Below are 15,671 nucleotides of genomic sequence, written 5' to 3' on the forward strand. Positions count from 1 at the left end.
GGACTTCAGTGATGGAGCGTTGGACTTCAGTGATGGAGCGTTGGACTTCAGTGATGGAGTGTTGGACTTCAGTGATGGAGCGTTGGACTTCAGTGATGGAGCGTTGGACTTCAGTGATTGCCCGTTGGACTTCAGTGATTGCCTGTCGTAGCCCAGTGATGGAGCACCACAAATCACAAACCAAACACCAAAAACCCCAAACATTATTTATACTTTTTTGTTTCTACTAATGCCTAGGTTAATTATATTTGCAACCTTAAAATAAAACGCATAAATATCTATTTCTAGACTTCACCATACAAAAAAAAGCTAGAATAGATATAACAGGAGACCCTTGAAAACAATAAATATCATCTAATGAAAGCAGGAATTGTCGGATTACCAAACGTAGGGAAATCAACCCTTTTTAATTGTTTGTCAAATGCCAAAGCGCAAAGTGCCAACTTTCCGTTTTGCACCATAGAGCCCAACATTGGGGTGGTAAACGTTCCAGATCCCAGACTACAAAAACTGGAAGCCTTGGTAAAACCAGAACGCGTATTACCTGCAACCGTAGAAATTGTAGACATTGCCGGCTTGGTAAAAGGAGCCAGCAAAGGAGAGGGGCTAGGCAACCAGTTCCTGGCAAACATCCGGGAAACCGATGCCATCCTGCACGTACTGCGTTGTTTCGATAACGATAACATCGTACATGTCGATGGCAACATCAACCCCATTCGGGACAAGGAAACCATCGATATGGAACTCCAATTAAAAGACCTCGAAACCGTCGATAAAAAACTCGACAAAGTAAAACGCGCTGCAAAAACAGGCAATAAAGACGCCCAAAAAGAAGAGGCCGTACTCCTTAAAATAAAAGCAGGTCTCGAAGCAGGTACCTCCGTAAGGGCTTTGGATTTCTCAGAAGAAGACTACCTCGATTTTGTAAAACCCAGCCAGTTCATTACAGACAAACCGGTTATGTACGTTTGCAATGTAGACGAAGGAGCAGCTGTAACCGGAAATAAATATGTAGAACAGGTTAAAGAAGCCGTAAAAAACGAAAACGCCGAAGTATTGGTTCTGGCTGTGGGTACAGAAGCAGACATAAACGAACTCGACGATTACGAAGAACGCCAAATGTTCTTATCAGACATCGGTTTAGACGAACCGGGCTCCTCAAAACTCATTCGTGCGGCATACAAACTCCTTAACCAGCAAACCTATTTCACAGCAGGTGTTAAAGAAGTACGCGCTTGGACCATAGACATAGGCGCCACGGCACCACAAGCAGCAGGTGTCATCCACACCGATTTTGAAAAAGGCTTCATCCGTGCCGAAGTCATAGCTTATGAAGATTACGTGCACTATGGCAGCGAAGCAAAAGTAAAAGAAGCAGGAAAAATGCGTGTCGAAGGAAAAAACTACATCGTAAAAGATGGCGATGTCATGCACTTCCTTTTTAACGTGTAACAAACCCCAAATACAACTTAAATGAAACACCTTTTAATCGTGGCCATACTATATGGCGCTATTCTTCATGGCCATGCCCAAGACAAGAAACAAACAGCAACAGTTGAAACAGCCGTCTTTGGCATTCAAACGGGTTTTTCGGGTCTCTGGGTTCATGGAGAATTCAAACTCTCCAATAAATTTGCATTAAGGGCAGAAACAGGATTGGATCTCGGTACCTGGGAAAACACCTATACAAACCAAAAAGGTTTGGGCTTGATTCCTGTATTTACCTTAGAACCCCGTTTTTACTACAACCTAAACAAACGCCTCAACAAAGGCAAACGTATAGATGGTAACAGTGGCAATTTCATCTCCCTAAAAACCAGCTATAACCCCAATCTGTTCCTTACAGATTCAAATAGAGAAGTAAATATGGCATCAGACTTTATGGTTATTCCAACCTGGGGCATCAGAAGAAACCTGGGCAAACACTTCAACTACGAAGCAGGTTTTGGCATCGGATACATTCACTACAGAGAAGAATACAATATTAACAACAAGAGCGACGTCGCTGTCAATCTTCATGCAAGAATAGGTTACGCCTTTTAAACACGCAATAACCAAAACAACATAAAAAATAGCCTATGTTCTCAACAACATGGGCGTTTTTATTGTTAATTACTTTGTGGGCTCGGTATTTTATATTTTAGCGCGAAACCTTATATTAGCATCGTACCTAAAAATTGCACCCATTTTATGACTGAACAATCCAATTATACCGAAGACAACATACGCTCCCTCGACTGGAAAGAACACATACGCATGCGTCCCGGAATGTATATTGGGAAGCTGGGTGATGGATCTTCACCAGATGATGGTATCTATATTCTTTTAAAAGAAGTTCTGGACAACTCCATAGACGAATATGTTATGGGTGCCGGAAAAACCATAGACGTGTCCATTCACGGCAACAAAGTTACAGTTCGCGATTACGGTCGTGGCATCCCTTTGGGCAAAGTGGTAGACGTAGTGTCCAAAATGAATACAGGTGGAAAATACGATTCCAAAGCCTTTAAAAAATCGGTAGGTTTAAATGGTGTTGGTACCAAAGCCGTAAATGCCCTTTCCTCATACTTTAGGGTAGAATCCACTAGGGACAATAAATCGGCTTCTGCCGAATTTGAACAAGGAAACCTAAGCAATCAAGAACTCCTGGACGATACCTCCCGAAGAAAAGGGACCAAAGTGTCCTTTGTCCCAGACGATACCATCTTTAAAAACTACAAGTACAGAAACGAGTATGTGGTTAAAATGCTCAAAAACTATGTGTACTTAAACACAGGCTTAACCATTATTTTCAATGGCGAAAAGTACTTCAGTGAAAACGGCCTAAAAGATCTATTGTCAGAAAACATTAAAGATTCAGACATGTTGTATCCTATTATTCATTTAAAAGGAGACGATATAGAAGTGGCCCTAACACATAGCAAAACACAATATAGTGAAGAATATCATTCCTTTGTAAATGGTCAGAACACCACACAAGGTGGAACCCATTTGTCGGCCTTTAGGGAAGCCTTGGTTAAAACCCTTAGAGAGTTCTATGGAAAAAACTACGAAGCCTCAGACATCCGGAAATCCGTAGTCTCTGCTATTTCCATCAAAGTCATGGAACCCGTGTTCGAGAGTCAAACCAAAACCAAATTGGGGTCTACAGACATGGGAGGCAAGCTGCCTACCGTTCGTACCTTTGTAAACGACTTTCTTAAGACCCATCTGGACAATTACCTACATAAAAACCCAGACACAGCCGAAAAGATTCAACGTAAAATCCTTCAGGCAGAACGCGAGCGCAAAGAGCTTTCAGGAATTAGGAAACTGGCCAAAGACAGGGCAAAAAAAGCAAACCTACACAATAAAAAGCTTCGCGACTGCCGTGTGCATTTTGGCGATACCAAAAACGAAAGATATCTGGAAACCACCTTATTCATTACAGAGGGGGATTCGGCTTCAGGTAGTATCACCAAGTCCAGGGATGTAAACACCCAAGCAGTATTCAGCCTAAAAGGGAAACCCCTAAACTGTTATGGTTTAAGTAAAAAAATTGTGTACGAAAACGAAGAGTTCAACCTACTTCAAGCAGCTTTAAATATTGAAGAATCCCTAGAGGATTTACGTTACAACAATGTGGTAATTGCTACAGATGCCGATGTAGATGGCATGCACATCCGTTTGTTGTTGATCACCTTCTTCCTGCAGTTTTTCCCAGAAGTCATTAAAGAAGGGCATCTATACATCTTACAAACCCCTTTGTTTAGGGTAAGAAATAAAAAGGAAACCATTTATTGTTATTCTGAAGAAGAACGAAAAGAAGCCATAGAGAAATTAAAACCAAAACCGGAAATCACACGCTTTAAAGGGCTTGGTGAAATTTCTCCGGACGAGTTTGTCCATTTTATTGGAGAAGACATACGTTTGGACCCAGTCATGTTGGACAAAGACATGTCCATAGAAGAGTTGCTTTCCTTCTACATGGGAAAAAACACACCAAGCAGGCAGGACTTTATTATTGACAACTTAAAAGTGGAGTTGGATTTAGTAGAAGAAAATATATGAGAACCAATAACCACAAAGTAAGAAATGTTATAATTTCGGTGTATTTTGTGCTGATAGTCCTTGCCATACTTTTAGCAACGGTATTTAGGGCTTTCAGTGATGTAACCGATAATCCATTGGCCACTTTTCTAATCCTTATTTTAAGCTTTGCTGTCCTTTTTTTTCTGGTTCATTTTATCTCAAAATATTTTGAATACGATAGCGATGGAATAAAAGTGGTGGTCACCAACAAGGGATTGCTATTGTCAGACCATTTTAATTACAGGGAATACACGGTAGAATTTTACAAGGACAGATTGGCCGGATTTAAGTTCAACAATTACCTGGTTTATAAAGAATTGGTTTTATATATAAAAGATACCCATGGACATACCAGAAAGGAACGTTTTAATGTAACATTGGTTTCAAAGAAAAAGAGAAAATACATCAAACAGTCATTAAGTAAAATGATTAAACAAAATAGAAAATCTACCGATTCATGAGTGAAGAGAACGACGATTTGTTAAATGAACAAGAAGAGAACCACGAAACCATTACCAAGGTTTCTGGCATGTTTAAAGACTGGTTTTTGGATTACGCCTCTTATGTAATTCTGGAACGTGCTGTCCCAGCAATTGAAGACGGCTTTAAACCCGTACAACGTCGCATCATGCATTCCATGAAAGATTTGGATGATGGACGTTACAACAAAGTAGCCAATATTGTGGGCCATACCATGCAGTACCATCCTCATGGCGATGCCAGTATTGCTGATGCCATGGTGCAAATTGGCCAAAAAGACCTCTTGATTGATACACAGGGAAACTGGGGAAATATCCTAACAGGAGATAGTGCTGCCGCTGCCCGTTATATAGAAGCACGTTTGTCCAAATTTGCCTTGGATGTGGTTTACAACCCTAAAATTACCGAATGGCAAGCCTCTTACGATGGCAGACGGAAAGAGCCCGTGAACCTTCCGGTCATGTTTCCCTTGCTCTTGGCTCAAGGTGGAGAGGGGATAGCTGTAGGGCTTTCAACCAAAATCCTACCTCATAATTTTATTGAACTCATTGATGCTTCCATAAAACACCTAAAAGGAAAAAAATTCACGCTCTATCCAGATTTTCCTACGGCTGGAATTATAGATATCAGCAATTATAACGATGGGATGCGGGGAGGAAGGGTTCGTGTAAGGGCCAAAATCTCCCAATTGGACAAAAACACCTTGGTCATTACCGAAATCCCTTATGGAACCAATACCTCATCACTAATAGATTCCATTTTAAAAGCCAACGACAAAGGGAAAATAAAAATCAAGAAAATTGAAGACAATACAGCTGCCGAAGTCGAGATATTGGTGCATTTGCCTAGTGGTATTTCACCAGACAAAACCATCGATGCCCTGTATGCCTTTACCAGTTGCGAAAGTTCCATATCGCCTTTAGGCTGTGTCATTGAAGACAACAAGCCCTTATTTGTGGGTGTCACAGAAATGCTTCGTCGTTCTACTGATAATACGGTTCAGCTTTTAAAAAGTGAATTGGAAATTCAATTGGGCGAGTTCGAAGAACAATGGCATTTTGCTTCCTTGGAACGCATCTTTATAGAAAACCGTATCTATCGCGATATAGAAGAAGAAGAAACCTGGGAAGGCGTCATCCAAGCCATAGATAAAGGGTTGAAACCCCATACCAAACACTTAAAACGTGAAGTTTTAGAAGAAGATATTGTAAGACTTACAGAAATTCGCATCAAACGTATTTCCAAATTCGATATCGATAAGGCCCAACAAAAAATAGATGCCTTAGAAGATCAAATAGCACAAGTAAAACATCATTTGGCACATTTGATAGATTATGCCATTGCATATTTTGAAAGGCTTAAAAAAGATTATGGAAAAGGCAGGGAAAGAAAAACAGAAATTAGAACCTTTGATGATGTAGATGCCACCAAAGTAGTTATAAGAAACACCAAACTATACGTAAATAGAGCTGAAGGTTTTGTGGGAACCTCACTTAAAAAAGATGAATATGTTTGCGATTGTAGTGATATAGACGACATTATTGTCTTTACCAAAGAAGGTAAAATGATGGTGAGCAAAGTAGATGCCAAAACCTTTGTAGGCAAAGACATCATTCATGTGGCTGTGTTCAAGAAAAAAGACAAGCGCACCATTTACAACATGATTTATAGAGATGGCAGCAAAGGTCCATCGTACGTTAAACGTTTTGCTGTAACTTCCATTACACGTGATAAAGAATACGATTTAACCAATGGCAACAAAGGCTCCTTGGTATGGTATTTTTCCGCCAACCCTAATGGAGAGGCAGAAATGGTTACCATTTACTTAAGGCAGGTAGGCAGTATCAAAAAATTAAAATGGGACTTGGATTTTGCCGATGTCTTGATTAAAGGGCGTGCTTCCAAAGGGAATAAGGTCACCAAACATGCCATTAAAAAAGTAGAACTAAAAGAAAAAGGTGTTTCCACTCTAAAGCCACGTAAAATTTGGTTCGACGATACAGTGCAACGCTTAAATGTTGATGAGCGAGGGGAATTGGTTGGAGAATTTCGGGGAGAAGACAGGATCCTTATCATTACACAATCGGGAACCGTTAAAACCATTATTCCAGAAATTACCACACATTTTGACGATGACATGATTGTTATGGAAAAATGGATTCCTAAAAAACCCATTTCAGCCATTTATTTTGATGGCGAAAAAGAACGTTATTATGTGAAGCGTTTTGTGGTAGAAAACGAATCCAAAGAAGAACGCTTTATTTCCGATCATCCCAATTCACAATTGGAAATTGTCTCTACAGACTGGAGACCGATGGCTGAAGTAGAATTCACCAAAGAAAGAGGCAAAGACAGAAAAGACAATATGGAAGTAAACTTTGAGGAATTTATTGCCGTAAAAGGAATTACAGCTCAAGGCAATCAGTTAACCAAGGATAAAATAAATCAGGTAAGTTTGTTGGATCCCTTACCATACGAAGCTCCAGAAGAAACACCAGCTGAAGATATAGAAGTGGTAGATGAAACCGATGTTTCTAACGAAAGCAAATCAGATAAATCAAATGACCCCTCAAAAAAAACTGACCAAGATAATGGTGATTCAGACAGTTTGGACGGAAAAGGTCAAATCACCTTGTTCTAAATTCATTAATAAGGTTTATTAAAAGTCTGGTTAATTTAACCAGACTTTTTTTATTCTTCACTTAAACTGAAGGAACCATATAAATGAGGGTTATAAACCTTTTTAAAAGACAATCATAAGGCTCAATTACCTAATTGTTAATAACTTAACTACGTTCATTTTTCATTAAAATGATGTTTATTAAGTTTTGTTTTGTATTTTTAGGTGTTAATCAATCCTTATTTTTTATGAAAAATACTACATTAAAACAGCTGTTTATGCTTACAGTTACGTTATTTGTTACGTCAGTTTACGCGCAAACAACCAGAGAATCCTACCTTCCTACTGAAGTGGAAAAGGTTTTGGAAAAAGTTCAATCCGTCAGCAATATGGCTGTAAGGGAGCCTGCTAATTTACTCAGTAAAGAAGAAAGGCAGATTTTAAAGAATTATTACCAGTCTTCAGAAATATCAAACAGCACATTTAGAGCCACTGGAGATGTTTATGCTTTAGATGTTAGAAATGGTGGGATTTATGGGAGTTTTCCTTTAACAGGTCCTTTTAATATTTCCAATATTGCAACAATTCCAAACGACATCTATGCTTCCGATTTCGATGTTACTGGAACCTTGTATGCTTTGGAAACCACCAATGCCAATTTGCTGTCCATAGATCCAGATACAGGAGCCATAACTGTTGTGGCACCTCTTACTGGAGCTGCTGCAGGAGTTACATATTCTGGCTTGTCATGGAATAAAAACAATTCTACCATGTATGCACTTACAACTGATGGAACCACTACCAACTTGTACACTTTAAACTTAAGTACAGGTGCTTTAACCTTGGTAGGACCAACAGGCACCACTCTAGGGATTTGGATTGCCATTGATAACAATGGCATTATTTACATGGCAGATATAGGTAATGACAATTTTTATACCCTTAACCCAAGTACAGGAGCTGCTACATTGGTGGGGCCTTTAGGAGTGGATATTTCCTTTGCTCAAGAAGCAGATGTAGACCCTGTATCCAATACCTTATATATGGCTGGATATATTGGAGGAGGTGTAAACAATATTTATACTGTGGATGTTTCCACAGGAACAGCAACTGCTGTTGGAACCGTAAATAGTAACAACGCTGAATTGGGTATGTTTACCATTGATGGTCCTATAGGAATAGATAACAATTTTGTATGTGACGATGCCATTACCATTGGTTTAGGGATTATAAACTCAAACGGACCTTCAAATTCAAGTGCAGGAGCTTCCAATGTTTGCTTAACCGGAGCAACCAATGCCGAATGGTACAGATATACGGCAACGAATTCAGGAGATTTGACAATTACATCAGATTTAGCTTCAAATTCTGGTATAGATACTAGGGTTTCGGTTTATAACAATGATTGTATGAATTTAACCTGTATTGCCTCCGATGACAATTCAGGTGCCAATAACACGTCCACATTGGTCATTCCTGTAGTAAGTGGAACAACCTACCTCATAGAATGGGATGATGCCAATGATGCTGCTGCTTTCGATTTTGAGTTAAGCTTGCTTATTTCCTGTCCAGACCCTGTAAATTTTGTTGCAGGAACCATAACAGATACGTCAGCCACATTTTCTTGGGATGCAGTAACAGGCGCTTCCAATGGTTATATCTTTAGTGTTTTTAACGCTGGAGACGACCCTCTTACTGACACTCCGGTTTATACAGAAAACATAGCTTCAGGAACTCTAACAGCTACAGCCACACCATTAATGGCTCAAACCATGTACGATGCTTATATAACGGCAGATTGCGATACAAATGGTCTGTCCAATGCCATTTCCTTAACTTTTGAAACAGACATAGCGCCTCCTGTTTGTGGTGGTACATATGCAGATCTTGGTGGTGCCACCGGGCCATATCTACCTAACGAAAATACCACAACCACTATAACTCCAGACAACCCTGGAGATGTTGTTACAGTGACGTTTACCTATGTGGATATTGAATCGTCTACAGGAACTGGAACACAAGATGGTTGTTGGGATTTCTTAACTGTTTATAACGGTCCAGATACAAGCCATCCTGTTTTGGCTCAAACACTTTGTGGCGAAGAAAGTGGTGATGGAGGTGTTCCATCTGTGGGAAGTAGTTTGTTGTCCATTGGTATGTCGTTTACTTCTACGGATGCTTCAGGAGCATTAACTTTTGTGTTCACTTCCGATGGAAGCATTCAAGAAACAGGTTGGTTGGCAGATGTTACTTGTGGGCCACCACCAAGTTGTGTAACGCCAGGGACTTTCACCAATACAGCAACTACAGATACTACGGCAACCTATACTTGGGATGAAACAGCCAATGCCAGCAATGGTTATGTGTTTAGCGTTTTTAATAATGGAGATGATCCACAAACAGCAACACCTGTTTATACCGAAAATGTGCCTTTTGGAACAAATACTGCTACAGCCACAGGATTAATGGCTGCAACCACATATGATGCTTACATTATAGCTGATTGTGATACAGCAGGCATGTCTGCAACAGATTTAGACACTTTCACCACTGAAGCAGCACCACCTGTATGTGGTGGCACATTTGTGGACTCTGGAGGTGTTTCAGGAAACTATGCCGTAAACGAGAGCACTACCACTACCATAACACCTGATGTGGCAGGAGAGTATGTAACCATTACCTTTACCTATGTGGATATTGAATCGGCAACAGGAACCGGTACTCAAGATGGTTGTTGGGATTATTTAACTATTTATGATGGACCTGATGCAACATTTCCAGTATTGGCCCAAACTTTATGTGGTGAAGAAAGTGGTGATGGAGGGGTCCCTTCTGTAGCAACAAGTTTACTTTCTGTAGGTGATGCTTTTACATCCTCGGATGCGTCTGGTGCTCTGACCATGGTTTTCACTTCAGATGGAAGTGTTACCGAAACAGGTTGGATTGCCAATGTAACTTGTGGCGCTTTGTCTGTAGATGAATTTTCAGCTACTCAATTCAATTATTATCCAAATCCAACCACAGGATTGTTACATGTAAATGCCAAACAAGATATAGATTCCATAGAAGTTATAAACATGCTTGGTCAAAAGGTTATGGACTTAAGTCCAAAAACCATGGAGGTTACCCTGGATTTTTCCAGTTTAAGCCAAGGAGCTTATTTCTTAAGATCTACAGTAAATGGGAATATAACAACCCATAAAATAATTAAAAGATAAACCTTTAAAAACCTTTAAAACAAAAAAAGACCATTCCGTATTTGTGAATGGTCTTTTTCTATATTGAAAGAAGCTTATTTATTACTTAATCGTTTTTTCTGCATTTTAAAATTTAGAAATTCCACAAATAAAGAAAAAGCTATCGCAAAATACAGATATCCTTTAGGGATGGCTCCAACAGTTTGATCAAAAATGGAAGTTTCAGATAAGTGAGCTGCTTCGGTTATCAACATAAAGCCAATAAGGATCAAAAAGGCTAAGCCCAAGATTTGCATACTTGGATGTTCATCAATAAACTTTCTAATTGGGTTTGCAAAAACAATCATGATGATAATTGAAATAACCACAGCAATAATCATTAATACCAATGCATAATTATGGTTTGGATGCAAGCCATTGGTCATTCCAACAGCAGTTAAAATGGAATCTATGGAAAAAATAAAGTCTATAATCAAGATTTGTGTAATGGCTTGGGATAGAGATTTGATTTTCTTGCCTTTTACTTGATCTTCATCATGAGACGGAGTTTCTACTTTTTCCCTAATTTCAGACGTACTCTTATAGATTAAAAACAAGCCACCCAAGAACAGTATAACGGCCTGACCACTAATACCAATATGTAACCAGTTGGTTTCAACGGTATAAAAAGGTTCTTTAAGACCAATTAAAAAAGAAACAAAAAACAAGAGGATGATTCTTTGAACCATAGCCAAAATAAGTCCAATATTTGTAGCCTTGGCCCTTTGATGTTCCGGGAGTTTATTGGCAGCAATAGAAATGAAAACAATATTGTCTATTCCTAGAATAATTTCCAGAAATGTTAATGTTAACAACGCCATGATGGCATCTCCAGATAATAAAAACTCTAACATCTTACTTTATTTTTGTTGCAATCCCTTTTTGTTTGGTTTTTTCTCCAACATACGAATATTCAAAGGTGTAAGTGGAATCGGTAGTCACTAATATCTTTAAGTGGATGTCCTTTTCTTCTGCCATACTTTTAGGGTTGATGGTTTTAAAAACAACTTCGCAGTCGTTGATCCATCTTACCTGAGACGAGTCCACTTTGTTATTATACGTTTCAATTTGAAGGTCTTTGGTTCTTGTAAATTCCGATCTGTAAATCTTACCATCTATGGTAATTTCACTGTAAAAGGTGCCTGTTTGAAAGTTTTCGCAATGGCGTTCAACTTCATAACAAGCAGTGAACAATAAGAGCAGCAAAAAACCAGAAACATATTTCATATGCAATTTTTAAATATTAAAGAATGGAAAAAAATTTAATCAAATAATTATTCAAAAGTACTAAAAGAAGTTCATAAAACGTGGGCGTGGATAATTTTTTGAATTTGAAAATAAAAAATGACTAAACAGCGTTTGTGTGGTTAATATTAACTTTATAAAACTATCTTAAAGTTTTTTAATCTTCTTTTTAAAAGTACTATTTTGGCATAGTTTTAAAACATAACCGTAAATAGCTTCTCAAAGTATAAATATATGCGCCACTTATTATATCTGATATTTTTTTTATGTACCTCTTGGAGCCTGTTCTCACAAACAACAAACCCTCTAATAGCCAAGGATGCCGAAGCGCAACAAAAATGGGTTGATAGTTTGTACAATCAGATGAGTTTGGAAGAAAAAATAGGACAGCTTTTTATGGTACAGGCTTTTTCCAATCAAGGTTTGGCACATGAAAACCTAATCAGTCAATTAATAACCAACCACCACATTGGAGGGATTATTTTTTCAAAAGGGGATCCAATGAGTCAGGCTAGGATAAACAATATATTTCAGGATGCCTCTAAAATACCTTTGTTGATAGGTATGGATGCCGAATGGGGTTTAAGCATGAGATTGGAAAATACTTATGCGTTTCCTTGGAACATGACCCTTGGAGCCATAACAGATAATAGCCTTATTGAACAAGTAGGAAAACAATTGGGAGAACACTGTAAGCGTTTAGGGGTTCATTTTAATTTTGCACCTGTGGTTGACATCAATACCAACCCTATAAACCCCATAATTGGGAACAGGTCTTTTGGGGAAGATAGGGACAATGTTACCAACAAAGCCTTAGCTTTTATGAAAGGTATGCAAGAGGCTGGCGTATTGGCCAATGCCAAGCATTTTCCAGGTCATGGAGATACAGATAGTGACTCGCATAAAACCTTGCCAACCATACATTTTGATGAAAAACGAATAGATTCGGTAGAATTATATCCGTATAGATCATTAATAAAACAAGGATTGTCCAGTGTGATGGTTGCCCACTTAAACGTTCCTGCTTTGGAACCACAAGAAGGAGTTCCTTCATCTTTGTCACATCATATAGTCACAGATATATTAAAAGATTCCTTACAGTTTCAAGGCTTGATATATACAGATGCTCTAAACATGAAAGGAGCTTCCAATTTCAGTTTGCCTGGAGACATAGATCTCGCTGCTTTTTTGGCTGGAAACGATGTGCTCTTGATTTCTGAAGATGTTCCTAAAGCCATAACAAAAATCATGGAAGCATATGATGCTGGTATTGTAACCGAAGAGCGTTTGTCGCATTCAGTAAAAAAAATCCTTCAAGCCAAATATAAAGTGGGCTTAAACAAATATAAACCTATTGAAACCAAACATTTAATTCAAGATTTAAACAGAATTAAAGACGAAACACTTTCTGAAATCCTTTTTGAAAATGCCATAACCGTTCTAAAAAACAAAGACGAGGTCCTTCCAATAAGAAAATTGGAAAAAAAGAAGATTGCTTATGTGCAAATGGGAGACGATGATGGTTCTATATTTCTAAAAGAATTACAAAAATACACCAAAGTGCATGAGGTGTCTGCCGACAATCTGGATGAGTTGATAACCAAATTATCTGCCTACAACACTGTTATCGTTGGATTTCATCGATCCAACGATTCGCCATGGAAAGATTATGCCTTTTCAGATAAGGAATTGGTTTGGTTATACGAAATTGCAAGAACCAACAACGTGATTCTGGATTTGTTTGTAAAACCTTATGCTTTACTAAATTTAGCGACAGTTGAAAATTTTGAAAGTATAGTAGTAAGTTATCAAAATAGCGAAATTGCCCAGCAAAAATCGGCTCAATTAATATTTGGCGCCATTTCCGCAAAAGGTGTGTTGCCTGTTTCTGTTGGTAACGGCTTTCATGCTGGAGATGGCATTGCCTTATCAAATCTATCCCGTTTAAATTATGGTTTACCAGAACGTGTAGGCATGAGTAGTGAAAAACTTAAAAAGCTTGATTCCATTGCTCAATATGCCATAGACAAGAAAATGACACCTGGAATTCAGTTATTGGTAGCCAGAAAAGGTAAAGTAGTTTATAACAAGAATTTTGGCACACATACTTACGACAAAGGCTCAGAACCTGTAAGCTTCGACGATATTTACGATGTGGCTTCACTAACTAAAATCTTGGCAACTTTACCTTTGTTAATGGAGCTTGAGGAAAATGGTATCGTTTCATTGGATTCAAAACTATCTGATATCCTTCCAGAATATGCCAATTCCAATAAAAAGAACATCACTTTAAAAAAGATGCTATCGCATTACGCCAGACTAAAACCATGGATACCATTTTATTATGCTACGCTGGATTCTACCAAACATCCAGACCCAAAATATTACAGAAAAGAACCCAGTAAAAAATTCAGTGTGAAAATTGCAAACAATTTATACATGCGAACCGATTATCAAGATTCAATTCAAAAAATAATATTGGAAACAGATCTTTTGGATCGAGAGCGTTACAGATATAGCGATTTACCATATTACATTTTAAAGAAATATATTGAAACTTATTACGACAAAGGACTTGACGAGCTGGTACAAACACATTTTTACGAATCTTTGGGTGCAAATTATACCACCTATAATCCGTATAACAAATTTAGTGGCAAAAAAATTGTACCAACAGAAATAGACGATTATTACAGGTACCAAGAAGTTCATGGTTATGTTCACGATATGGGAGCAGCCATGCAAAATGGAGTAGGAGGTCATGCAGGCATATTTAGCAATGCCAACGATGTGGCTAAAATCATGCAGTTGTTCTTGCAAAAAGGATTTTATGGAGGCAAACGATATTTTAAACCAGACACAGTAGATGAGTTTAATACGTGTTACTTTTGTGACAAAGACAACAGACGTGGTATAGGTTTCGACAAGCCTCAATTAGGAGACGAAGGTCCAACCTGTGGTTGTGTGTCCATGACCAGTTTTGGACATTCCGGTTTTACTGGAACCTATGCTTGGGCAGACCCAGAAGAAGAAATAGTATATGTGTTTTTGGCAAATAGAACCTATCCTAAAGCAGATTCTAATTTGTTGCTAAAAGAAAACATAAGAACAGATATTCAACGCCTCATTTACGAAGCGATTATAGATTAATGAAGTACTTAAAGTTTTGTCAAGGTTACACACTTTAAACACTTAAAAACTTAAAAAATGAAAATAGGAATTGTTTGTTATCCAACCTTTGGAGGAAGTGGTGTAGTTGCTACAGAACTTGGAATCGAGCTCTCTAAAAGAGGTCACGAAGTACACTTTATTACTTACAAACAACCCGTAAGATTGGAACTTTTGGGAAGTCATGTACATTTTCATGAGGTGACAGTCCCAGAGTATCCTTTGTTTCACTATCAACCTTACGAATTGGCACTAACCAGTAAATTGGTTGACATGGTAAAGCTTCATAAAATAGAAGTCCTACATGTACATTATGCCATTCCACATGCCTATGCTGCTTACATGGCAAAAAAAATGTTACAGGAAGAAGGTATATACTTGCCCATAGTAACAACCCTTCATGGTACAGACATAACCTTGGTTGGGAGTCATCCCTTTTATAAAACAGCAGTTACTTTTAGTATCAATAAATCAGATGCCGTAACTTCAGTTTCCGAAAGCCTAAAAAAAGACACCTTGAGGTTATTTGATATTAAAAACGACATTCACGTTGTTACAAACTTTATTGATATTGCAAAACATACACCTCATTTTACAGATTGTCAACGAGACTTGTTGGCAAGCGAAGACGAAAAAATCATTACTCACATCAGCAACTTTAGGAAGGTAAAACGCATTCCAGATGTGATAAAGGTGTTTTACAACATTCAAAAGGAAATGCCTGCCAAGTTAATGATGGTAGGCGAAGGGCCTGAAAAAGAGCCAGCAGAACAATTATGTGCCCAATTGGGAATTGAAGACAAAGTGGTTTTCTTTGGCAACAGTCATGAAATAGACCGAATTCTATGCTA

General features: G+C 38.3%; 11 protein-coding genes. 9 read left to right on the forward strand and 2 right to left on the reverse strand.

Annotation, left to right across the window (positions count from 1 at the left end; all coding sequences use genetic code 11):
* From AACY93_RS13015 to AACY93_RS13045, 7 genes are all read left to right on the forward strand, one after another.
* A partial coding sequence (locus AACY93_RS13015) for a hypothetical protein (protein ID WP_339612135.1) occupies positions 1–230 on the forward strand: 230 nt, incomplete at its 5' end.
* Between the two features lie 127 nt (positions 231–357).
* Positions 358–1,452 carry a redox-regulated ATPase YchF gene (gene ychF, locus AACY93_RS13020; RefSeq protein ID WP_286827587.1) on the forward strand — a complete coding sequence of 365 codons (1,095 nt, stop codon included), beginning with the start codon at positions 358–360 and terminating at the stop codon, positions 1,450–1,452.
* Between the two features lie 21 nt (positions 1,453–1,473).
* Complete coding sequence (locus AACY93_RS13025; protein WP_007650736.1) at positions 1,474–2,043, forward strand: hypothetical protein; 570 nt, start codon at positions 1,474–1,476, stop codon at positions 2,041–2,043.
* 147 nt (positions 2,044–2,190) lie between these two features.
* On the forward strand, positions 2,191–4,050 hold the full coding sequence (locus AACY93_RS13030; protein ID WP_286827588.1) for a DNA topoisomerase IV subunit B: 1,860 nt from the start codon (positions 2,191–2,193) through the stop codon (positions 4,048–4,050).
* Positions 4,047–4,532: a hypothetical protein gene (locus AACY93_RS13035; RefSeq protein WP_007650734.1), complete on the forward strand. Its 486-nt coding sequence runs from the start codon at positions 4,047–4,049 to the stop codon at positions 4,530–4,532. The genes AACY93_RS13030 and AACY93_RS13035 overlap by 4 nt, the downstream gene beginning before the upstream one ends.
* Entirely contained in the window at positions 4,529–7,192 is a 2,664-nt protein-coding gene (locus AACY93_RS13040; RefSeq protein WP_286852488.1) for a DNA gyrase/topoisomerase IV subunit A, read from the forward strand. Before AACY93_RS13035 ends, AACY93_RS13040 begins: the two co-directional genes overlap by 4 nt.
* 257 nt (positions 7,193–7,449) lie before the next feature.
* Entirely contained in the window at positions 7,450–10,389 is a 2,940-nt protein-coding gene (locus AACY93_RS13045) for a T9SS type A sorting domain-containing protein (RefSeq protein ID WP_287006510.1), read from the forward strand.
* A 74-nt stretch (positions 10,390–10,463) separates the two neighbouring features.
* On the opposite strand, the gene AACY93_RS13050 is transcribed toward AACY93_RS13045, so the two are convergent.
* Together AACY93_RS13050 and AACY93_RS13055 are read right to left on the reverse strand one after the other, a co-directional pair.
* Complete coding sequence (locus AACY93_RS13050) at positions 10,464–11,261, reverse strand: TerC family protein (RefSeq protein WP_286827593.1); 798 nt, start codon at positions 11,259–11,261, stop codon at positions 10,464–10,466.
* A 1-nt stretch (position 11,262) separates the two neighbouring features.
* Positions 11,263–11,634: a DNA topoisomerase IV gene (locus AACY93_RS13055; RefSeq protein ID WP_286827594.1), complete on the reverse strand. Its 372-nt coding sequence runs from the start codon at positions 11,632–11,634 to the stop codon at positions 11,263–11,265.
* A 252-nt stretch (positions 11,635–11,886) separates the two neighbouring features.
* On the opposite strand from AACY93_RS13055, the gene AACY93_RS13060 reads away from it, so the two are divergent.
* Positions 11,887–14,802, forward strand: coding sequence for a glycoside hydrolase family 3 N-terminal domain-containing protein (locus AACY93_RS13060; protein ID WP_286852486.1), 2,916 nt, complete (start codon positions 11,887–11,889; stop codon positions 14,800–14,802).
* Positions 14,803–14,859: 57 nt separating this feature from the next.
* On the forward strand, positions 14,860–15,671 hold an 812-nt coding region (gene bshA / locus AACY93_RS13065), incomplete at its 3' end, for an N-acetyl-alpha-D-glucosaminyl L-malate synthase BshA (protein ID WP_287006508.1).

This window comes from uncultured Xanthomarina sp. (assembly GCF_963971605.1).
GTDB lineage: Bacteria > Bacteroidota > Bacteroidia > Flavobacteriales > Flavobacteriaceae > Xanthomarina > Xanthomarina gelatinilytica.